This window comes from Nocardiopsis sp. FIRDI 009 (assembly GCF_003386285.1).
Lineage (GTDB): Bacteria > Actinomycetota > Actinomycetes > Streptosporangiales > Streptosporangiaceae > Nocardiopsis.
Genome location: NZ_QPNC01000021.1, coordinates 132,615 through 153,659, shown reverse-complemented (window position 1 = coordinate 153,659; position 21,045 = coordinate 132,615). Strand labels below are relative to the sequence as shown.

Here is a 21,045-nt window from a genome sequence, read left to right as displayed (position 1 = left end):
CCCGATCGCGTCAGGTCGCGGGGGCGAGCGCGCGTACGGCGGCCACCGGGTCCCCGGGCCCGATCGGCGCGATGACGGGGGTGGTGACCCCGGCGTCGGCGTAGGCGCGGATCCGCTCCCGGCAGTGCTCCGCGGGGCCGTGCACGATCAGGTCGTCCACGACCGAGTCGGGGATGGCCGCCAGCGCGCCCTTGCGGTCGCCCTCGTCCCACGCCTTCCACATGGGGGTGAGCTCCTCGCGACCGAGCCATTCGTGGAAGGCCCGGTAGACGGGCACGTTGAGGTAGGCGGAGATGGCCCAGCGGCCGATCCCCCGGGCCGTGTCCGGGTCGGTGTCGGGGATCGCGAAGATCCGCGCGACCACCTCCCGGTCCCGCCCGTCCTCCGCGGCCCCGCGCACGTGGGGGACGACCGTGCGCACGTCCTCGGCGGACAGCCAGTTGATGATCGCCCCGTCCCCCTCGCGCCCCGCCAGCCGCAGCATGCCCGGCCGCAGGGCCGCGACGAGCAGCGGAGGGACCGGTTCGGGCGCCGTCCCGAGGGTGAACCCCTGGACGGAGAAGGTGTCGTACTCGGCCCTGACCTTCGCACCGGACAGCGCCTCGCGGAGGAAGCGCAGGGTGTCGCGGATCCGCTTGTAGGGCTCCTCGAAGGGGATGGAGTTCCACTTCTCCACGATGACGTTGGACGAGGTGCCGATCCCCAGCGCGAAGCGGCCGGGCGCGGCGGCGGCCAGCGCGGCGGCGCTCATCGCCAGTGTCGCGGGGCCGCGCGTGTACACGGGCACGATGGCCGTGCCCAGCCGGAGGCTCGGCGCCCACGTGCTGGCGAGGGCGAGCGGTGTGAAGGCGTCGGCGCCGTTGGCCTCGGCCGACCAGACGTCGGTGTAGCCGAGGTCGGGCAGCTGTTCGATGACGGACCTCTGTTCCAGGAGGGGAACCCCCTCCAGGGGGATGGTGATGCCCCAGCGAGCGGTCATGGCGACTCCCTGTCGGTGGGCCGGATACCGAATCCGGTTCGTGTCCGCTGTCGACCCTGACCATACCGCGTGGTCGGTATGTGCTGTGGACCGGGCCGCCTCGCGCGACACGCCGGAGCACGCCACCGAACACCGCCGCACATGGGTATGTTGGGAATCGTTCGATGTTTCCCGCACGATTGAAGGAGGCCCCCGAACGTGGCCATGCCACCCTCCCCCTACGACTTCCTGCCCGAGCTGCCGACGTTCACTCTGACCAGTAACGACGTGGCCGACGGCAAGACCCTGCCCAAGCCCCAGGTCAGCGGGATCATGGGAGCGGGCGGCGAGGACGTCTCGCCGCATCTGTCCTGGAGCGGCTTCCCCGAGGGGACGCGGAGCTTCGCCGTCACCTGCTTCGACCCCGACGCACCGACCGGAAGCGGATTCTGGCACTGGTCGGTGTGCAACATCCCGGTCGAGGTGACCGAGTTGCCGGCAGGCGCCGGGAACGGTTCCGGTCTGCCGGAATCGGCCGTCACCGTGCGCAACGACGCCGGGGGCCACCGCTACGTCGGCGCCGCGCCGCCCCCCGGGCACGGACCGCACCGCTACATGTTCGCGGTCCACGCCGTGGACGTGCCCCGCCTCGACGTGGACGCCTCGGCCAGCCCCGCCTTCGTCGGCTTCAACCTGTTCGCGCACGCCATCGCGCGGGCGGTCATCACGCCCGTGTACGAGCGCAGCTGAGGACGGACCGACACCGGGGGCGGGTGCGCGGCGACGCCGGGGCGCCCGCCCCCGCCCCTCCCCTCACGGGGCGCGGGATACACGCGCGAGGGGCCCCTTCGGTTGACGCCGCAGCCGGATTCGGCCAAGAGCGGGGCGAACCCCGCCCGGCGCCTCTAGGCTCGTCGCACGGTCGCCCCGACCGCCCCCACACCCCGGGAGGGATCAGCGGTGCCCCAGCAACCAGCGACGAGGCCGACGGTCGTGGTGACGACGGCGGGTTCGGCCCCGACCCCCGGCACCATCCTCCACCTGCGCGAGGCGGGTTTCCGGGTGGTCGCCACCGACATCGACCCGACCGCGCCCGGTCTGTACCTCGCCGACCGCGGGTACCTGGTTCCCCCGGGCGACAGCGACGCCTTCCTGCCCCGGATGCGGGAGCTGTGCGCACGCGAGCGGGCGGTCGCGGTGGTGCCCCTCGTGGACGAGGAGCTGGTCGGGGTCGCGGCGCTGGCCGACGACGGGGTGTGCGTGCTGCTCCCCCGGGCGGAGTTCGTCGCCACCTGCCTCGACAAGGGGGCGCTCATGCGACGGCTGGACGCCGCCGGGATCGGTGTTCCCCGCACCTGGTCTGCGGCTGACTGGCCCGCCGACGCCGCCGACGCCCCTGACGGGTTCGTCGTCAAACCCCGCAGCGGACGGGGCAGCCGCGGTGTGGCGGTCATCGGTTCCCGCGACGACCTGGCCCGGGTCGTCTCCGAGGGCGGGTACGCGGCCGAGGAGCTCATCGTCCAGGAGCGCGTCACCGGCCCCGAGTTCACGGTGTCGGTGGTGGTGTGGCGCGACGGCCGGGTGCAGGCCGTGGTGCCCAAGGAGGTGGTCCTCAAACAGGGGGTCACCCGGTACGCGGTGACGCGCCGCGCCCCGGCGGTGGCGGAGACCTGCCGGGCGGTGCAGTCGGCCCTGCGCGCCGACGGCCCGTTCAACGTGCAGTTGCGCCTGGACGCCGGCGGGCGGCCCCGGATCTTCGAGATCAACCCGCGGTTCTCCTCGACGGCCGCGCTGACGGTGGCGGCCGGGGTCGACGAGATCGCCGGTCTGCTGCGGCAGGCGGTCGCGGGCGGTCCGCGGCTGACCGACGAGTGGCGCCAGGGGGTGGCGATGGTACGGCGGTGGACGGACGAGTTCATCAGCGAGGAGGAGTTCACCTCGCACGGCCTGTCTCCGGCGTCGGAGACGGTCGGGACGGTGTCCCGGTGAGCGGCCACCCGCTGGCGGAGGCGGCCGCGGCGGCGGTGACGGAGGTCGGCGCGCTGCTCAGGACGTGGCGCGCCGACCCCGACGCGCTCGGCGGCGCCTGGGAGGGGAGCCAGTTCAAGGCACGGGCGGACGTCATGGCGCACCGCGCGCTGTCCGAGCGGTTGTCGGCGGTCGACCGGGACGTCCCCGTGGTCAGCGAGGAGGACCCGGCGTCGCTGGTCCGGGAACGGCCGCCGCGCTACTGGTTGATCGACCCCATCGACGGGACCGCCAGCTACGCGCACGGATTCCCGGGATACGTCACCCAGGCCGCCCTGGTGGTCGACGGCCGCCCCGAGGCGGCGGCCGTGTTCGCCCCGGAGACCGCGACGCTGTACACGGCCGTCCGGGGCCGGGGCGCCCACCGGGACGGGCGGCGCCTGGCCTCGGGCGGTCAGGCGCCGCCCGGAACGGGTGTGCTCACCGACAACACGCCCGAGCCCCGGGGGATCGCGCGGCGGGTCTACGACCGCTTCGGGTACCGCGGCTACCTGGAGAGCGGCAGCATCGCGCTGAAGCTGTGCAGGATCGCCGAGAGGTCGGCCCACCTGTTCGTCAAGGACGTGCCCGTGCGCGACTGGGACGTGGCCGCGCCCGCGCTCGTACTGGAGGAGACGGGGGGCCGGGTCACCCTTCTGGACGGATCCGGGTTCGCCTACCGGGGGAGCTACGAGCACACGGGCCTGGTGGGCGCCGCCGACCCCGTGACGGGCCTCGCCGTGGCCCGCTGGTTAACGTCCTGAGCTGCGAGGACATCGGTTTCCGGGAGAGCCCGTGAACCGGCCCCGAAGTTCCCTTCCCTGTGCCCGACACGACACGTATGGTGAGGTCACCAACTGCGCCTGCTGGGGGTGGGAAGTGGAGGACCGACGGCTGCCGCTGCACCAGATGCGCGCCTCGGACGCCGAACGCGACCGTACGGTCGACCACCTCACCGTGGCGTTCGTGGAGGGCCGCCTGGACCTGGAGGAGTACGACCGCCGGGTGGGTCTGGCCCTGTCCTCGGTGCTGGTCGGGGAGCTGTGGTCGCTGACCGCGGACCTGCCGCGCCCCGAGGACCCCCCACCGCGCCCCGGGTCGGGCCCGCGTCGGGAGGGCCGCTCCGACAGCGGGGACCCGCCCGCGACCGTGCCGGTACGTGAGTGGGGTGAGGAGTGGCGGTGGTGGGCGGGCGTCGCGGGCGTCCTCACCGCCGTGTGGGCGGTGGTGAGCCTGATGGCGGGCGAACTCGTCCCGTACTGGCCGCTGGTGCCGCTGGGCGTCTGGGGGGCCGTGCTGATCGCGGCCACCGTCTGGCCCGACGAGGGCGGACCGCGCTGAGCGGACACCCGCCAAGCGGTCCCGTCCGCACCGCCGAGCCGCGCCGCGGCCCCGGACACCGGCGGGGCCCGTCCCCCGCGCGGCCTCAGCCCACCGCGTGGAGCCAGCGTACCGGGGCCCCGTCCCCCGCGTACCGGAACGGCTCCAGCTCCTCGTCCCAGGCCCGCCCCATGAGGTGTTCGATCTCCGTGGCCAGGTCGGCGCCGCGCGCGGCGGACCGTGTCATCGCGGCGCGCAGACGGCCCTCCGGCACGAGGACCTCACCCGCGGCGCTGGTGATCGCGGTGAACATCCCCAAGGACGGCGTGTAGCTGTAGCGGACGCCGTCGCACCCCGGCGACCCCTCCTCGGTCACCTCGAACCGCAGGCGCTGCCACGAGTTCAGCGCCGAGGCCACCTCACCCGCGGTCCCCGGCCGGCCCTGCCAGTTCAGCTCGGCGCGGTGGTGGCCGGGGGCGGCCGGCTGCGCGACCCAGTCGAGTTTCACGGGCACGCCGACGACGCCCGCGACCGCCCACTCGACGTGTGGGCACAGCGCCGCGGGCGCTGAGTGGACGTACAAGACGCCACGTGCGGACACCGAACCTCCTGATACGAACGAGTGCGCTTCCCCGACGCCCTCGTATTCACGAGAAGGTTGCAGACCCGCCTGAGTACCTTCCGCCCCATTGTGCCCTAAGGGCTCTCTTGGTACCAGCGGTAACACCGGCATTTGCGGCGTTCCCACCGCGCCCGGTGCGCCCGGAGACTAGCGTGACACCCGGAGCGGACAGGGAGTCTGATCATAGTGGGGGCAGGTGTGCCAGACCAGCCGTACGAGGGCATGAGCAGCCCTTCCGCCTCTCGGGGAACGGTACTGTGGACCGGCACCGGGAACGAAACCCCTTCCGCCTTGCCGGTTCCGGCCACTTCCGCCCCGGAGCCCACCGACCCCGCGTCCTCCGAACCCGCCGATCCCGAACCCACCGACGCCGACCTCGTCCGAGGCGCGCGGGACGGCGACCCCCGGGCGTGGGAGGGCATCGTCGACCGCCACCTCCCCCTCGTGAACGCGATCGCGCGCTCCTACCGCCTGTCCGCCCCCGACCGCGAGGACGCGGTCCAGACCGTGTGGCTCACCCTCAACCAGCACCTGCCCCGGCTCCGCTCCCCCGACCGGCTCCGTGCCTGGCTGCGCCGCGTCACCAACGACGCGTGCGCCCGCCAGCGCCGCCACGGCGCACGGCAGAGCCCGGTCGCCCCGGACGTCCTCACCCGCCTGCCGTTCCCCGACTGCCCCGACCTCGAATCCCAGTACCTGGAGCGGGAGCGGCACGACGAACTGCACAGGGCGATCCGCCACCTGCCCCCGCGGGACCGGATCGTGGCCCTGAGCCTCCTCGACGACACCCCGCACGATCCGAACACCCCCGGCGGCTCCCGCGTCGACGCGAACCAGCGCCGCCGCGTCAGGCGCCGACTCCGCCGCATCCTGGAGGACCCGCATTGAGGAAACGCACCGACGGCCTCCCCGCGTGGGCCACGGCCGGCCGGGAGGCGGCCCTGGCCGCCTTCGACCGCCGCGACGACACCGCCGACCTCGCCGAGCTCACCCTCCAGACCCCTCCGGCCCCCGAGGACGCGCGCGGCACCGACGGCGTCCTGCTGAGCACACTGCGGTTCGACCACGACGGCCTCGCCCTGGACCTGCGGATCCGCGTCCACGGCCCGCACCGCTCCCTGTCCGGCCTGGTCACCGGGGACTTCGCGTCCGCCACCGTGGAGGTCCGGTATCCGGCCTCCGCCGACCGCCTCCGCGTCGGCGCCGACGGGCGCTTCTCCGTGTCCGGGCTCCGGCGCGGACCGCTCAGTCTCGCCCTGCACCGGACCGGCCGCCCGCCGCTCGTCACGGGCTGGTTCACCGTCTGAGCGCGACCGGGCGGTGCGTGCACCGGGGCCCGGCGGAACCGGCCACGCACCGGACGCCACAGAACGGGACACTCCGAATGCGGGTTCGGAACACACACGAACCCGGCGCGGCGCACCCGCCTTCACCGCTTTCGTCCGTGTTCGTCCTCGACCCTCGTCCACAGGTTGCCCGCGGGGGCTCCCCCGCGCCTCCGCCCGCTGCTATCAGTGGATCCGAGCGGTTCCCGGGCCCGAGACACCCCCTCGCGAAAGGCGGCGCGCACGTGACCTCCACCACCCACCGGCCCGACCCACCCTCCGGGCGGCATCTCCTGGCCCGGGTCAGGCGCGGGGTACGGCTGGCGCGCAGCGGCCGGTTCGAGACCACCGCCGACCTCCTCGCCGACACCCACCGCCGGCTGCGCGGCCACCCCCTCGCCGAGGACGCGCCGGTGCTGCCGGGGGTCCTGGTCAACCTGGGGCTGGCCCAGACCATGTGCGGCCGTTTCGACCAGGCCGAGGACCACCTCGCCGAGGCGCACACCCTCACCCGCGAACGCGGCCTCCCGCTCCTGGGCATGGTCGTGCGACACAACCAGGGGTGCCTCGCCCTGTACCGGGGCGACACGGTCACGGCCATCGACACCTTCCTGGCCCTCCTCCCCCGGCTGCCGACCGCGCGACGCGAGGCACTGCACGTGGATCTGGCCGAGGCCCTGCTGTCGGAGGGGCTGGTGGCGGAGGCCGCGGCCACACTCGACGAGGGGCCGTGCGTCGAGGACGGCTCGGCCTCCGCCACCGCCCTGCTCGTGGAGGCCAAGCTGCGGTTCCTGGAGGGGGACCGCCAGCGCGCGGGCGAACTCACCCGGAGGGTGCGGGGCACGTTCGGTCCGGGGTCCCTGTGGTACCGGCTGGCGTCCCGCCTCGAACGCATCGCCCTCGCCCCCGCCCCGCCCACGCGGACGGGCCCGCACGCGCCCACGGGCGCCTCACCGGGATCGAACCCGGTCGGCCGGGCCAGGAACGCCCTGCGGGTCCGGATCCCCCTCGCCGCCCCGGCCGCGACGCACCGCGTGCGGTCCGCCCCCCAGCGGGCCCTGGACGTCCTGGCCCGGGGCGCCGCACCCGCCCCCGGCCCGTGGCTGGGAGCCGCCGCCCACGACCCCCACGTCGTCCGCGCCGGTCTGGAGGCCGCGCTCCTCACCGGAACGGCCGCGACCGCCCTGGAGTGGGCGGAGCTGACCCGCGCCTGGGCGGCGGTACACGTCCCGGGACCGCACGAGCCCGCCGTCCCCGCCCTGGCCGGTCTGGCCGGGCGGTACCGTGCCGCCCTGGCACGGGGCCGGGGCCCGCGGGCCGACCAGCGCGCGCGGTCGTGGGAGGCGGCCCGGTGGCGCGTGTGCCGCACGTCCGCCGGGGCGCGCACCGCGCCCCCCGTGCCCGCGCCGGTCACCGCCGAACTGTTGGACCGGTTGGGGGACGAGCGGGCGTTCGTCCATCTCACCTGGGCCGGGCACGACGCCGTCGCCCTGGTCGCCGTGGCCGGGCGGGTCCACGCGCGCCCCCTGGGTCCGCTCTCCCCCGCCGTCCGTGCCCTGGCGCGGTTCACGCACGCGCTTCCGACGCCCCCGTGCCGTGTCCGCGCGGCGGCGGCCCGCGACGCCGCGGCGGAGGTCTCACGGCTGCTCCTGGCCCCGGTCCTCCCCCTGGTCGGGGACCGTCCGTTGGTCATGGCCGTCGATCCCCGCCTGGGCGATCCGCCGTGGGGGATGCTGCCCGCCCTGTGCGGGCGACCGGTCGACCTCGTGCCCACCGCCCGGTTCTGGGTGGAGCGCACCGGCCGGACACGCCCGACGGCGGAACGTGTCCTGCTGGTGGCGGCTCCCGCGCCCGACGGCGCCCGGCGGGAGGTGACCGCGCTGGCCCGCGTGTATCCGGGGGCGCGCGTCCTCGCCGGGAGGGGAGCCCGGTTGGCCGAGGTCCTCACAGGGTTCGCGAACGCCGACGTCGTCCACCTGGCCGGGCACGGCCACGTCCCCGACCGCGTGCCCCTGCTCGCCTCGGTCGACCTGGCGGACGGCCCCCTGCTCGCCCGCGACCTGACCGGGCTCACCGCCGCACCCGCCCTGGTGACCCTCTCGACCTGCTGGAACGGACGCGGTTTCGGCGGTGTGACGGGGACCCCGTCGGGTTTCGTCGGCGCCCTGCACGCCCGTGGCGTACGCACGGTGGTGGCCAGTCCGGTCCCCGTCCGGGACGCCGAGACCGAGGAGGCCATGGTGCGCTTCCACCGCGCGCTGGCGGTGGGGGTCCCGGCGTCCGAGGCGGTGGCTGTCCACCTCGGACCGGCCGGGTTCTGCTGCTTCGGCGCCTGATCGGACGCCCGGCGGGCTACCAGCCGCGCTCGCGCCACTCCGGGAGCTTCGGCCGTTCGGCCCCCAGCGTGGTGTCACGCCCGTGCCCCGGGTAGACCCAGGTGTCGTCGTCCAGTTCGTCGAACAGGCGCTCGTTCACGTCGGCGAACAGGGAACGGAAGTCCTCGTCGCGCAGTGTGCGGCCGACCCCGCCCGGGAACAGGGAGTCACCGGTGAACAGGTGGGTGTGCCCCTCCGGGTCGTCGTAGCGCAGCGCGATCGACCCGGGTGTGTGCCCGCGCAGGTGGATCACGGTCAGGAAGCACTCGCCGACGGGTACCCGTGCGCCGTGTTCGACGGGCTCGTCCACGGACACCGGAAGCTCGTCCCCGTCGGCGGGGTGGGCGACGGTGCGGGCGCCGGTCTGGCCGACGACCTCGGCGAGGGCCCTCCAGTGGTCCTGGTGGCGGTGGGTGGTGATCACGCGGGCCAGACCCCGCTCACCGATGAGGTCGAGGATGCGGTCCGCCTCGTCGGCGGCGTCGATCAGGACGCCCTCCCCCGTGGCCCGACAACGCAGCAGGTAGACGTTGTTGTCCATGGGGCCGACGGCGAGTTTGGCGATCGTCAGGTGCGGTAGTTGGCGCAGGTCGGCGGGGCCGCCGACCCTGGTATCTCCGGAGTAGCTCACCCCTCCATTGTGGACTGTCCGCCGACGGCGGCGCACCCAGGCCGAGGTCGGACACCTCGGTCACCGAAGCATCCGACCTCCGACCACGGTCGGGTGCGGGGACGGCGGGCCGCGGAACCGTCCGGTCGGCTACTGGGTCCAGCGGGGAGGACGCTTCTCGAAGAAGGCCGCGCGACCCTCCGCGGCGTCCTCCCCGGCGAAGAACTCGGCGGACAGCTCCCCCATCCGGGCGAACGCCTCGGTGCGCCGATCGGCGGCTGCCAGGGCGCCGGAGCCGAGTTCGTCGAGGAGCTGCTTGGTGCGCGACAGCGCGCGCGGGGCCGACCCGCGCAGCCCCTGGAGGACCGCGTCCACGGCGTGCGTCATCTCCCGGTCCGGGACCGCCTGGGTGATCAGTCCGGCCTTGGCCGCGGCCGAGGCGTCGAACAGCTCACCGGTGAGGAAGTAGCGGCTGAGCTGACGTGAGTGCATCCGCGCGGACACCGGAACGGAGATGATCGCCGGTACCACACCGATGCGCACCTCCGTGAAGGCGAACGTCGCGCTCTTGGGCGCCAGGGCGATGTCGGCGGAGGCCACCAGCCCGATCCCACCCGCGCGGGCGGCGCCGTTGAGCACCGCGATGACGGGCTTGGGGGCGCCCATGATCTGCTCGAAGATGGCCGGGAGCTCCGGTGCGGGCTCGACCGGTTCTCCCCGCAGCGCCGCTCCGGCCTCCTTCAGGTCAGCCCCGGCGCAGAAGACCGGGCCGGTCCCCGTGAGCACGATGCCGCGCACCTCGTCGTCGGCCATCGCGTCGGACAGGGCCTTGGACAGTTCCGAGCGCAACCGGGCGGACAGCGCGTTGCGATTGCGGGGGGAGTCGAGGGTGACCGTGGCGATGGCGCGGTCGACGGTCAGGCGTACCAGGGGGGCGTCGGCCGGGGACGCCGAGGACGGGTGCTGCGTCATCGCAGACTGACCTTTCTCCGTGTGGGCGCGCGGGTCCGGGAGAACACGGCGCGCACGTGCGCGGCTCATGGCCTTGGCACGTCTCGCTTGTGGCGGTATGCACGAATCCGGTTCAACCTTAGACGGCCGGATTGTTAAGGCACCACGCCTCACGGCACCGTGTTCGTTAAGTCCCTGTCACGGTCGTGTTCATCCGGGACCGGCCGGGGCTCGGGACGCGGAGAAGCGGGCCCCTCCGCCCGGCGCCCGCCACGGACGCCCCGCGGCGCACTCTTCCCCCGGGCCCGGTTACCGCGCCGTCACCGCGGAGAGGGCGTCGGCGAAGTTCATCATCGCCGCGACCGCGGCGGCCCCGTCGGCGGCCTCGCTCACGCGCAGGGTGAGCGGCTCGGCCGTGATCGCCCCGGTGTACCCGTGGTCGAGTTCGCAGGTCTCGTCCGCGCAGGAGGCCGGTTCGAGGTCGATGTGCGCGGTGGTTCCCCAGTTCACGGACAGGTTGACGCTCAACACCAGCTCGCTCGGCAGGCTGCCGGGCGTGTACTGGGCGGGGTTGGGGACCACCCGGGTGAGCGCCACCGACTGGACGTTGCCGATCTGGATGCTGTCGGTGGTGGTCGACGCGTGCGAGGGGCCGCCCGGCTCGGTGGGCGGGTGCTCGTCGGTGTGACACACCACGAGTCGGGTCGCGGTCAGCAGCATCACCGTGATGTGCCGACGCATCTCCATGGCCGGGTCGAAGGTCGCCTCGTGGTGGACGATGAAGGCCTCGGCGTCCTCATCCCCCAGGGCCGTGGCGACGGCGTCGATCACCAGCGCGGGGTAGTATCCGCTCCGCTCGATCTCCAGCCGCCAGTCGGTGGACACGGCACGTGATTTCCTCATACCCCTATCCTGCCCTCTCCGGGCGACACTTCGCGACCGGGACGGCCAACGCCCGGGCCAGCCCATGATCAGAAGGTCACCCCTCGCAGCCGGCGGGGACCGGCGTCGGGTCGGACCTCGGGGGCCTCACGCAACCACATGCGCGCTCCCAGCACATGCGCCCCCGTGGCGTTGACCAGGACCGGGTCCAGATCCACGTAGCCGATCTCGGGGAAGGCCTCGACCAGGCGCGACACCCGGATGAGCAGTTCCTCCAGGGCCTCCACGTTGGGCTGTTCGGCGAGCGAGGTCGCACCGGCGGGCAGCCCGAAGAGCAGGGGCGCGGCCCGGACGGCGTGGATGAGGTCGGCCGCGTCCATGTCCGTGAGGGGCGCCAGGCGGAAGGCGCGGTCGTCGAGCAGCTCGGCGGTCACGTCGGCCAGGCCGAAGGAGACCACCGAGCCGAAGGACTTGTTGTCGCCCGCGCGGATCACCGTGGGCACGCCCGGAGCGGCCATGCGCTGCACCACGAGATCGGCCTCCGCGCCGAAGCGGTCGTGCAGCGACAGGTACGCGCTGCGCACGTCGTCCGGGGTGCGCAGGTCGGCGCGCACGAACGTGCCGCCCGCCCGGACCCGCAGGTCGGGAGCGTCGGCCTTGACCACGACGGGATAGCCGAGTTCCCCGGCGGCCACCACGGCCTCGTCGGCGGAGGTGACCGGGATGTCGGGGTAGGCGGCGATGCCGTAGCAGGCCAGGAGGTCGCGCGCGTCCTGACTGGAGATCGCCGTCTCCTCGTCGTAGCGGCGTTCGCCCCCGAACCACGCCACGGAGTTCTCCGCGGGCGCGCCCTTGAGCGCGCGGGTGATGGTGGCGCGGGCGCGGGCCCGGTCGATGTCGGGCAGCTCCGGGTGGCGTCCCGGCTTGCGGTCGCGCCACTGGGCGTAGCGCGTGGCGTGGGCGAGCGCGCGCACCGCGTCCTCCGGCGAGGGGTAGGAGGGGACCGAACCGCGCAGCGTCTCCCCGCGCTCACCGACGTGGCGCAACTCCTCCGGGATGCCCTGGCGGGCCAGATAGGTGGTGACCACCGGTTTGTCCGAACCCAGGGAGCGGGCCCGCAGCACCCGGGCGACGTCGTCGCCGATCGGCTGGAGGGCGGGAACGAAGACGACCACGACCGAGTGCACGTCCTCCGCGGCCAGCGCGGTCTCCAGAGCCAGGTCGAAGTCCTCCGCCGTGGCCTGCGGGCCGAGGTTGACCGGCTCGTGCGGCTTGAGCCCCTGACGCACGGCGGCGTCCTTGACCAGCAACTCCAGGGAGTCGGAGTTGCCGATGATGCCGACCCTCGGCCCCTCCGGGAGGGGCTGGTAGGCGAACACCTGGGCGGCGTCGAACATCTGCGTGATGTCGTCGACCCGCACCACTCCCGCCTGCTGGAACAGCGACGTGACCGCGTAGTCGGGCAGTGCGAGCCCGCCCGCGGCGTGTCCGGTCGGGGTGGCCTGAGCCGATCCGCCGCTGCGCACCGCCACGACCGGCTTCTGCTTGGCCAGGCGGCGGGCCAGGCGGGTGAACTTGCGCGGATTGCCGAGCGACTCCAGGTACTGGAGGACGACCTCGGTGGCGGGGTCCTCCTGCCAGTACTGGACCAGGTCGTTGCCGGACACGTCGGCGCGGTTGCCCGCCGAGACGAAGGTCGACAGCCCCATACCGCGTTCGGCGACGCGCTGGAGGATGGCACGGCCGAGCGCGCCCGACTGGGAGAAGAAACCGATGGGGCCGCGCGGGGGCAGGTCCGGGGAGAGGGTGGCGTTGAGCGAGACCGCCGGGTCGCTGTTGGCGATCCCCAGGCAGTTGGGGCCGACGACGCGCATCCCGGCGGCGCGGGCGGTGCGTACGAGTTCGTCCTGCCGGGCGCGGCCCTCGGGGCCGGCCTCGCCGAAGCCGGAGCTGACCACGACCAGACCGTGCACGCCCTTCTCCGCGCACTGCTCGACGACCTCGGTGACGGCCTCGGCCCGCACCGCGACGACGGCCAGGTCGACCTGGTCGGGGATGTCGAGCACGGACGGGTAGGCGCGCACGCCCACGACCGCCTTGGCCTCGGGGTGGACCGGGTAGACCGGCCCCTGGAACTCACCGCTGAGGAGGTTGCGCAGCGCGGTCTGGCCGATGGTGTGCGCGGTGCGGCTGGCACCGATGACGGCCACGGACTCGGGGAAGAGCAGGCGGGCGATCGAACGCGACTCGGCGCGCTGCTCGCGGGCCTGCATGACCTCCTTGGCGTCGTCCGTGGGCTGGAGGTCCAGGGTGAGCCGGATGACGCCCTCGTCGAACGTCTGCTGGGCCGTGTACCCGGCCTCGCGGAAGACGTTGATCATCCGCCGGTTCTCGGGCAGGACGTCCGCGATGAACCGGCGCACCCCGCGCTCCCGGGCGGCGGCGCCGATGTGCTCCAACAGGACCGAGGCCAGTCCGCGCCCCTGGTGGGCGTCCTCCACCACGAAGGCGACCTCGGCCTCCTCCGGAGAGACCTTGTCGTAGCGCACCACGGCGACGAGGGAGTCGGAGATGGTGGCCACCAGTGCCACCCGGTCCTCGTAGTCGACGGTGGTGAACCGGCGCACGTCTCGGTCGGAGAGCCGCGGGTAGGGCGCGAAGAAGCGGTAGTAGATCGTCTCCGGGGAGAGGCGCGAGTGGAACTCCCGGAGGAGGTCGGCGTCGTCGGGGGTGATGGGGCGCAGGTGCGCGGTGCCTCCGTCGGTGAGGACGACGTCGGCTTCCCAGTGGTTCGGGTAGGACTGCACGACAGCGAGACTAGACGACATTCGGTCGAATCTGGGGAAAGTCCATGCGGGAGGCCCGAAATGACCGGGTGCCGGTCCACCGAGCCGGGGGTCTCCGGTACGGGTGGCCCGGTCGCGACATGCCACCTGACGTGTCCGATCACGTCCCCGTTGCGCCGTCACTTCGTTACCCGCCACTGATCGTTAACCTGTTAACGTCGTGCGGGCACGGATTCTCACAACTCGGTGGTGGCTGGCGAAATGACACGAGTGGTCGTAATCGGTGACCTCATGACCGATGCCGTCGCGCAGGCGTTCCACCCGTTGGCCCGCGGCAGCGACACGCCTGCGTCCGTGATCATGTACGGCGGCGGTTCCGGGGCCAACATCGCCTCGTGGCTGGCCGTCGAGGGAATCGACACGACCTTCGTGGGCCGCCGCGGCTCCGACATCACCGGCCGGACCCGCGAGATGGAGCTCATGGGGTACGGCCTGGACTCGCGCATGGTGATGGACCCGGAGCGGCCGACCGGAACGTGCGTGGTCATGATCACCCACCGCGGTGACCGGACGATGCTGAGCGACCCCGGCGCCAACGCCCGGCTCCAGCCCGAGGACCTGCCCCGCGACGTGTTCACCCCCGACGCTCACCTGCACGTGTCCGGGTACACCCTGATCAACCCCGACTCCCGGCGCGCCGCCCGGGTGGCACTGCGCATGGCCCGCGAGAGCGGCATGTCCATCTCGGTGGACGGCGGCTCCCACGCCCCGCTGGAGCGCGCGGGGGCGGAGGACTTCCTGGAGTGGACCCAGGGCGTACGGCTGTTGTTCGCCAACCTGCCCCAGGCCAGGGTGCTGTCCGGCAAGGACGAGCCGGAGGCCGCCGCCAAGGTGCTGACCGCGCACTACCCCAACGTCGTGCTCAAACTCGGCGAGGAGGGCGGCCTGTGGGCGTCCAAGACCCGCGAGGGCGTGGTGTCCGCCCCGGCCGAGCCGGTCGAGCCGAAGCCGGGATCGGTCGGCGCAGGTGACGCGTTCATCGCCGGGTTCCTGCCCGAGTGGCTGGCGGGCCGCCACCCGAAGGAGGCCCTGGGCCGGGGGCACCGGCTCGCGGCGCGCGCCCTGCACCAGCCGGGTGCCCGCCCCGACCTGGGGGAGGAACAGCCGGTCCGGCGCGGGGCCCCGCGGGGACAGCGCCTGCGCTAGGTGGTGCACCGGGGCTCTCGCCCGCCCGTCGCCCTCCCCGTCTGGGGGATCGCCCCGCGACAGGGCAGGCACCCTCAACCGACGCCCCCGGCGCGGCACCCCCACGCGACCCCGACGGCGTCCGCCTCGGGCCTCCCCCGGCGCGGCTCAGCCTCCGCTCGTGGCCAGGGTGAGCGGAAGGACCTCGGGAGCCCCGGCCCGGCGCAGGAGGGCGGCGCCCACGGTCAGACTCCACCCCGTGTCCGTATGGTCGTCGACCAGCAGCACGGGACCCGGCGTTCCCGCCTGGAGGTCGGCCAGCCGCTCGGCCGTCCCCTCGCCCAGGACCAGTTCCGAGTACACCTGGTGCAGACGCAGGGCGCTGTTGTGCCGCCGGGGCCCCGGACCGCTCTCGGACCGGTATCCCAGGGACCCGACGGGGACCAGACGGCCCAGGTCGCAGAGTCTCCTCGCCAGGTCGGTGATCATCGTCGGCCGGGTGCGCGAGGGCATGGTCACCACCCCCACCGGACGGCGCTCCCAGCCCCACGTGGCCAGGACCCGGACGACGCCCTGGAGTACGCGGTCGCCGACCGGCTCGTCGGGGGCGTCCTCGGCGAGGATCCGGCGCAGCTCGGTGCCCCAGCCGACATCGGTGAGGCGGGCCAGGGCCCGCCCCTCGCCCGCCCGCAACTCCTCCTTGATCTTCCCGGACAGGTCCACGCCCAGGGCGTCCATGCCCGTGGGCCACTGGCGCCGGGGTGTGATCGGGGTTCCGGGCCGATCCAGGTGGTCGGCGGCCGCCGCACGCCGCCCGGGATCGACGTCGGTGGGCCAGTACTCTCCGGTGCACACGTCACAGCGTCCACACGGTTCGGCGCCCGCGTCGTCCAGTTGACGCCGCAGGAACTCCATCCGGCAGGTGTCGGTGGACAGGTAGTCGAGCATGGCGCGCTGCTCCCGCTCACGTGCCTCGGCGACGGCGGCGTAGCGCTCGGCGTCGTACTCCCAGGGCCGTCCGGTGGCCACCCAGCCGCCGCGCACCCGGCGGACCGCGCCGTCCACGTCCAGGACCTTGAGCATCTGCTCCAGCCGGGTGCGCCGCAGGTCCACCCGGGTCTCCAGGCGCGCGATGGACATCGGCGCCTCCTCCGCGGCCAAGACGGCGAGGGTCTCGCGCACGGTGGCCTCCGGGGGGAAGGACAGTCCGGCGAAGTACTCCCAGATCTGTCGGTCCTCCCGGCCGGGCAGCAGGACCACCTCGGCCCGCTCCACGCCGCGGCCCGCGCGTCCGACCTGCTGGTAGTAGGAGATCGGCGACTGCGGGGCGCCCAGGTGGACGACGAACCCGAGGTCGGGCTTGTCGAAGCCCATCCCCAGGGCGCTCGTGGCCACCAGCGCCTTGACCCGGTTGGCCAGCAGGTCGTCCTCGGCGCGGCGCCGCTCGTCCGGGTCGGTCTGGCCGGTGTAGGCGCGCACGTCCAGCCCCTGTTCGGTGAGGAACCGCGCGGTCTCCAACGCCGCGCTGACGGTGAGCGTGTACACGATGCCCGAGCCCTGGATCTTGGGCAGGTGCTCGGCCAACCAGCTGAGCCGGGCGGTGGGGTCGGGCAGGTGGGCGACGGCCAGCCGCAGGCTCTCCCGTTCCAGGGAGCCGCGGAGGACGAGGGTGTCCTGCCGCGTGTCCCCCGCGCGGAGCTGTTCGGCGACGTCGCGGGTGACGCGCTCGTTGGCCGTGGCGGTGGTCGCGAGGACCGGGACGCCGTCGGGCAGGTCGTGCAGCAGGGAGCGGATCCTGCGGTAGTCGGGGCGGAAGTCGTGCCCCCAGTCCGAGACGCAGTGCGCCTCGTCGATGACGACCAGGCCCGCCCCCGCGGCCAGTTCGGGCAGGACGCGGTCGCGGAACTCGGGGTTGTTCAGCCGCTCCGGACTGACCAGCAGCACGTCCACCTCGCCGGCGGACACGTCGGCGTAGACGGCCTCCCACGCGGTGGTGTTGGCGCTGTTGATGGTGCGCGCCCGGATCCCGGCGCGCTCGGCGGCGGCGATCTGGTTCCGCATCAGGGCCAGCAGCGGGGAGACGATGACGGTCGGCCCCGCCCCCTCGGCCCGTCGCAGGGCCGTGGCCACGAAGTACACGGCGGACTTGCCCCAGCCGGTGCGCTGGACGACCAGGGCTCTGCGGTGCTCGGCGACCAGGGCGTGGATGGCAGTCCACTGGTCCTCGCGCAGTCGCGCCGACTCCCCCGCCAGCGCGCGCAGGTGCCGTTCGGCCGCCGCGCGCAGCGTGCCGTCGCGGGCCGGTCCCCCGCGGTCACGGGAGGCGTCGCGGCCGGGGGCCTCGTCCGGATCGGTCTCGGTGGTGTGCGCGTCGCCAGCAGGTGTCGCCATGCGTTCCTTGGTACCAGAGCGGAGGGACGTGGGAGCGGTTGTCCACAGCCCCGGTTTCCGGTCGGGGCGGGCCCGGCCCCTCTCTCCGGAGCCCTCCGCCGGGTTCCACCCCCGGCAACGACTCGGTAACGCCTGCGTCCGCCCTCATTGCCGACGGCCCCCGTGCCCTGAGCCTCTTCGAGGAGCAGTGGACCTCCTACGGACCCGAGGCGGGCGAGTCCAAGCCGCACACCTACCAGTGGGTGTCCACCCTCGCCGAGGTGGGGACCGTGGACACCGCCGTCACGGCGGACACAGCGCACTGCGTGGTCTTCGACGACGGCGGAGAGCGCACCCACACCGTCTTCAACCCGTCCGACGCACCGCTGACCGTCACCTTCTCGGACGGCACACGGCTCGACGTGGGGCCGCGCTCCCTGGCGTCCACCAACGGTACGGGCGGTGGAGGCGGCCCCGGGGACGGCGGCGTGGGCGACGGGACCCTCCACCTGACCCCGGCGGGGCTCTCCCCCGCCCCGCACGGCTCCGCCGCCGAGATCACCGTGGCCTCCGCCGGAGGCGCCGACCGGGACGGACGGCCGCCCCGGGAGCGGGTGGTCCTCACCGCCGATGGTCTTGACCGGCTCCCACACCGGCGGTCCGACCGCTTTCTCCCTTCCCGTGGACTCCGGCGACGCGGTCGCCAACGCGGTCCAGGCCCGGCTGGTCTACGACCTGGGGGGCGACGGCGTGGGCGACCGCGTCGAGACCTACCGCTACCTCGCCACCGACGATCCGGAGGGATGGGAGGACTACGCCCACGACCGGGGGCTGGCGAGCGCGGAGGGGTCCCTCGGCGACCTGGACGGCGGATCCGTCCGCGTCGAGCTGTGGAGCGTTCTGGGCGACGCCCCCTCCACGGTCCTGACCGGGACCGAGGACGGCGCCACCGTCACGATCCCCTTCTCCGGCTGACACCGGGAGCAGGGCCTCGGCAACCCGGATCCCGGCGGGAAAGGTGGTTTCCGTCCTGCGGATTCGCGGGGCGGAAACCACCCCACGCATGCCCAAAACCCCCACAGTCGCACGGGTCACACGCCCCCAACCACGGGCCGACGTACGTTTCAGTCTCTGGAACAGGACAGAATTACGGTCATGGCCCGTACAACTTCCCGTCCCCCCGAGGATCTCGCCGAGAAGATCATCGACATCGACGTCTCCGAGGAGATGCGCGGCAGCTTCCTGGAGTACGCGTACTCGGTCATCTACCAGCGCGCGCTACCCGACGCCCGCGACGGCATGAAGCCCGTCCAACGGCGGATCCTCTACCAGATGAACGAGATGGGGCTCCGCCCCGACCGCGGACACGTCAAGTGCGCCCGCGTCGTCGGCGAGGTCATGGGCCGCCTGCACCCCCACGGCGACAGCGCCATCTACGACGCCCTGGTCCGCCTCAGCCAGCCCTTCGCCATGCGCGTGCCGCTGGTCGACGGCCACGGCAACTTCGGTTCACTCGGCGGCGACGACGCCCCGGCCGCCATGCGCTACACCGAGGCTCGCCTGGAGCGCAGCGCCGAACTCCTGGTCTCGTCCATCGACGAGAACGTGGTCGACTTCAAGCCGAACTACGACGGCCAGGAGACCGAGCCGGAGGTGCTGCCCGCCGCCTTCCCCAACCTCCTGGTCAACGGGGCCTCGGGCATCGCGGTCGGCATGGCCACCAACATGGCCCCGCACAACCTGGGCGAGGTCGTCGCCGCCGCCCGCCACCTGATCGCCCACCCCGACGCCACCCTGGAGGAGCTCACCGAGTTCGTCCCGGGACCGGACCTGCCCACCGGCGGCACCATCGTCGGCCTGGACGGCGTCCGCGACGCCTACCGGAAGGGCCGGGGCACGTTCAAGACACGCGCCACCGTCTCGATCGAGAAGGTCTCCGCCCGCCGCACCGGCCTGATCGTCACCGAGCTCCCCTACAACGTGGGACCTGAGAAGGTCATCAGCCGCATCAAGGAGCTGGTGCAGTCCAAGAAGCTCCAGGGCATCTCCGACCTCAAGGACCTCACCGACCGCAACCAGGGGCTGCGCCTGGTCATCGAGCTCAAGAACGGGTTCAACCCCGAGGCGGTCCTGGAGGAGCTCTACCGGCTCACGCCGATGGAGGAGTCCTTCGGCATCAACAACGTCGCCCTCGTCGACGGCCAGCCGCAGACCCTGGGCCTGCGCGAGCTGCTCCAGGTCTACGTCGACCACCGCCTCGACGTGGTCCGCCGCCGCAGCGAGTTCCGCAGGAGCAAGCGCCGGGAGCGGCTGCACCTGGTCGACGGCCTGCTCGTCGCGCTGCTCGACATCGACCGCGTGATCGCCCTGATCCGGGAGGCCGACGACACCGCCGCCGCCCGCGAGTCCCTCATGGGCGCCTACGAGCTGTCGGAGACCCAGGCCCGTTACATCCTGGACACCCCGCTGCGGCGCCTGACCCGCTTCGACCGCTTGGAGCTGGAGACCGAGCGCGAGCAGCTCAACAAGGAGATCGCCGAGCTCACGTCCATCCTGGAGTCGGACAAGAAGCTGCGCCGCGTGGTGTCCAAGGAGCTCGCCGAGGTCGCCAAGAAGTTCGCCACCCCGCGCCGCACGCAGCTGCGGGAGAGCGACGGCGCCGCACGCGGCGCGGTGGTCCCCCTGGAGATGGCCGACCAGCCCTGCCACGTCCTGCTCGGTGTGGACGGCACCATCGGCCGCAGCAAGGGCGCCACCCCGCCGCGGATGTACGAGGGCCTGCGCACCAGACACGACGCGATCGCCACGTCCGTGCCCACGACCTCGCGTTCGGACGTCGGCCTCGTCACCGACCTGGGCCGGATGATCCGCGTCCCCGTCCTGGAGATCCCCGAGCTCCCCGACGAGGGGGACGAGCGCCCGCCCCTGGCCGCCGGACTGGACGTCGGCGAGTTCGTCGAGCTCGACGGGGACGAACGGGTGGTCTCGGTCGTCGCGATGGACGCCTCCGGCCCCGGCTTCGCCGTGGGCACCCGGGGCGGTGTGGTCAAGCGGGTCTCCCCCGACTTCCCGCCCAACAAGGACGACTTCGAGATCATCACGCTCAAGGACGACGACCGCCTGGTCGGCGCCACCCAGCTGTCCACCGGCGAGGAGGACCTGGCGTTCGTCACCTCCGAGGCGCAGCTGCTGCGCTTCTCCGCGACCACCGTGCGCCCGCAGGGCCGTCAGGCGGGCGGCGTGGCGGGGATCCGCCTGCCGGAGGGGGCGCGCGCCCTGTGGTTCGGCGCGGTCCACTCCCCCGAGGACTCGGTCGTGGTGACCGTCTCCGGTTCCTCCCACGCGTTGGAGGGCACCCAGGCCGGATCGGCCAAGGTCACCCCGTTCGAGGCCTACCCGGCCAAGGGCCGCGCGACCGGCGGGGTACGCTGCCACCGGTACCTCAAGGGTGAGGACACGCTGCTGTTCGCCTGGATCGGCAGGGCACCGGCCCGGGCCTCGCGCGCGGACGGCAGGCCGGTGCGTCTGCCCGACACCAGTGAACGCCGCGACGGATCCGGTGAGCCGCTCCCGCGCGCCATCGCCACGGTGGGGACCGGGCGCACCAGCGTCGGGATCACCGCCCCCGAGCACAGCGTTTGAGTGTGTTGCAAC

The 21,045-nt window shown here is 73.4% G+C and carries 17 protein-coding genes; 10 read left to right on the top strand and 7 right to left on the bottom strand.

Annotated elements, in window-relative coordinates:
* Positions 1-10 precede the first annotated feature (10 nt).
* On the bottom strand, positions 11-979 hold the full coding sequence (locus tag DVR05_RS19330) for an LLM class F420-dependent oxidoreductase (protein ID WP_116247312.1): 969 nt from the start codon (positions 977-979) through the stop codon (positions 11-13).
* A gap of 198 nt (positions 980-1,177) precedes the next feature.
* On the opposite strand from DVR05_RS19330, the gene DVR05_RS19325 reads away from it, so the two are divergent.
* From DVR05_RS19325 to DVR05_RS19310, 4 genes are all read left to right on the top strand, one after another.
* Entirely contained in the window at positions 1,178-1,708 is a 531-nt protein-coding gene (locus tag DVR05_RS19325) for a YbhB/YbcL family Raf kinase inhibitor-like protein (protein WP_116247311.1), read from the top strand.
* A gap of 243 nt (positions 1,709-1,951) precedes the next feature.
* Positions 1,952-2,947 carry an ATP-grasp domain-containing protein gene (locus DVR05_RS19320; protein WP_116247310.1) on the top strand — a complete coding sequence of 332 codons (996 nt, stop codon included), beginning with the start codon at positions 1,952-1,954 and terminating at the stop codon, positions 2,945-2,947.
* On the top strand, positions 2,944-3,729 hold the full coding sequence (locus tag DVR05_RS19315) for a 3'(2'),5'-bisphosphate nucleotidase CysQ (RefSeq protein WP_116247309.1): 786 nt from the start codon (positions 2,944-2,946) through the stop codon (positions 3,727-3,729). The genes DVR05_RS19320 and DVR05_RS19315 overlap by 4 nt, the downstream gene beginning before the upstream one ends.
* A 115-nt stretch (positions 3,730-3,844) precedes the next feature.
* Positions 3,845-4,306 carry a DUF1707 domain-containing protein gene (locus DVR05_RS19310; RefSeq protein ID WP_116247308.1) on the top strand — a complete coding sequence of 154 codons (462 nt, stop codon included), beginning with the start codon at positions 3,845-3,847 and terminating at the stop codon, positions 4,304-4,306.
* 85 nt (positions 4,307-4,391) lie between these two features.
* Here the strand turns inward: DVR05_RS19310 and DVR05_RS19305 are convergent, their stop codons facing one another.
* Positions 4,392-4,886: a DUF3145 domain-containing protein gene (locus DVR05_RS19305; RefSeq protein WP_116247307.1), complete on the bottom strand. Its 495-nt coding sequence runs from the start codon at positions 4,884-4,886 to the stop codon at positions 4,392-4,394.
* A 312-nt stretch (positions 4,887-5,198) separates the two neighbouring features.
* Between DVR05_RS19305 and DVR05_RS19300 the strand changes: the two genes are divergently transcribed.
* The 3 genes from DVR05_RS19300 (at position 5,199) to DVR05_RS19290 (ending at position 8,568) form a co-directional block, all read left to right on the top strand.
* The gene (locus DVR05_RS19300) at positions 5,199-5,795 is read left to right on the top strand and encodes an RNA polymerase sigma factor (protein WP_116247306.1); all 597 of its coding nucleotides are present in this window, start codon (positions 5,199-5,201) and stop codon (positions 5,793-5,795) included.
* The gene (locus tag DVR05_RS19295; protein WP_116247305.1) at positions 5,792-6,214 is read left to right on the top strand and encodes a hypothetical protein; all 423 of its coding nucleotides are present in this window, start codon (positions 5,792-5,794) and stop codon (positions 6,212-6,214) included. Before DVR05_RS19300 ends, DVR05_RS19295 begins: the two co-directional genes overlap by 4 nt.
* A 263-nt stretch (positions 6,215-6,477) precedes the next feature.
* The gene (locus DVR05_RS19290; protein WP_232832221.1) at positions 6,478-8,568 is read left to right on the top strand and encodes a CHAT domain-containing protein; all 2,091 of its coding nucleotides are present in this window, start codon (positions 6,478-6,480) and stop codon (positions 8,566-8,568) included.
* A 16-nt stretch (positions 8,569-8,584) separates the two neighbouring features.
* Here the strand turns inward: DVR05_RS19290 and DVR05_RS19285 are convergent, their stop codons facing one another.
* The 4 genes from DVR05_RS19285 to DVR05_RS19270 form a co-directional block, all read right to left on the bottom strand.
* A complete protein-coding gene (locus tag DVR05_RS19285) occupies positions 8,585-9,238 on the bottom strand; it encodes an MBL fold metallo-hydrolase (protein ID WP_116247303.1) in 654 nt (217 codons plus the stop codon).
* A 129-nt stretch (positions 9,239-9,367) separates the two neighbouring features.
* Complete coding sequence (locus DVR05_RS19280) at positions 9,368-10,189, bottom strand: enoyl-CoA hydratase-related protein (protein WP_116247302.1); 822 nt, start codon at positions 10,187-10,189, stop codon at positions 9,368-9,370.
* 288 nt (positions 10,190-10,477) lie between these two features.
* Positions 10,478-11,071, bottom strand: a complete 594-nt coding sequence (locus DVR05_RS19275; protein ID WP_369974556.1) for a DUF5998 family protein — start codon at positions 11,069-11,071, stop codon at positions 10,478-10,480.
* Positions 11,072-11,139: 68 nt separating this feature from the next.
* Positions 11,140-13,857: a GNAT family N-acetyltransferase gene (locus DVR05_RS19270; RefSeq protein WP_116247300.1), complete on the bottom strand. Its 2,718-nt coding sequence runs from the start codon at positions 13,855-13,857 to the stop codon at positions 11,140-11,142.
* Between the two features lie 249 nt (positions 13,858-14,106).
* On the opposite strand from DVR05_RS19270, the gene DVR05_RS19265 reads away from it, so the two are divergent.
* Positions 14,107-15,042 (top strand): carbohydrate kinase family protein, encoded by a 936-nt coding sequence (locus DVR05_RS19265; protein WP_116247299.1) that lies wholly within the window; start codon positions 14,107-14,109, stop codon positions 15,040-15,042.
* Positions 15,043-15,189: 147 nt separating this feature from the next.
* Here DVR05_RS19265 and DVR05_RS19260 read toward each other — a convergent pair whose 3' ends face one another.
* Positions 15,190-17,412 carry an ATP-dependent DNA helicase RecQ gene (locus DVR05_RS19260; protein WP_198659246.1) on the bottom strand — a complete coding sequence of 741 codons (2,223 nt, stop codon included), beginning with the start codon at positions 17,410-17,412 and terminating at the stop codon, positions 15,190-15,192.
* Between the two features lie 609 nt (positions 17,413-18,021).
* Here DVR05_RS19260 and DVR05_RS27780 point away from each other — a divergent pair.
* Together DVR05_RS27780 and DVR05_RS19250 are read left to right on the top strand one after the other, a co-directional pair.
* On the top strand, positions 18,022-18,366 hold the full coding sequence (locus tag DVR05_RS27780; protein ID WP_255423096.1) for a hypothetical protein: 345 nt from the start codon (positions 18,022-18,024) through the stop codon (positions 18,364-18,366).
* A 180-nt stretch (positions 18,367-18,546) separates the two neighbouring features.
* On the top strand, positions 18,547-21,033 hold the full coding sequence (locus DVR05_RS19250; RefSeq protein ID WP_116247298.1) for a DNA topoisomerase (ATP-hydrolyzing) subunit A: 2,487 nt from the start codon (positions 18,547-18,549) through the stop codon (positions 21,031-21,033).
* Positions 21,034-21,045: the final 12 nt, after the last annotated feature.

Coding starts and splice junctions, on each gene's coding strand:
- DVR05_RS19260 (WP_198659246.1), bottom strand. CDS start 17,412: ATGGCGACACCTGCTGGCGACGCGCACACCACCGAGACCGATCCGGAC.
- DVR05_RS19330 (WP_116247312.1), bottom strand. CDS start 979: ATGACCGCTCGCTGGGGCATCACCATCCCCCTGGAGGGGGTTCCCCTC.
- DVR05_RS27780 (WP_255423096.1), top strand. CDS start 18,022: ATGGTCTTGACCGGCTCCCACACCGGCGGTCCGACCGCTTTCTCCCTT.
- DVR05_RS19280 (WP_116247302.1), bottom strand. CDS start 10,189: ATGACGCAGCACCCGTCCTCGGCGTCCCCGGCCGACGCCCCCCTGGTA.
- DVR05_RS19275 (WP_369974556.1), bottom strand. CDS start 11,071: ATGAGGAAATCACGTGCCGTGTCCACCGACTGGCGGCTGGAGATCGAG.
- DVR05_RS19250 (WP_116247298.1), top strand. CDS start 18,547: ATGGCCCGTACAACTTCCCGTCCCCCCGAGGATCTCGCCGAGAAGATC.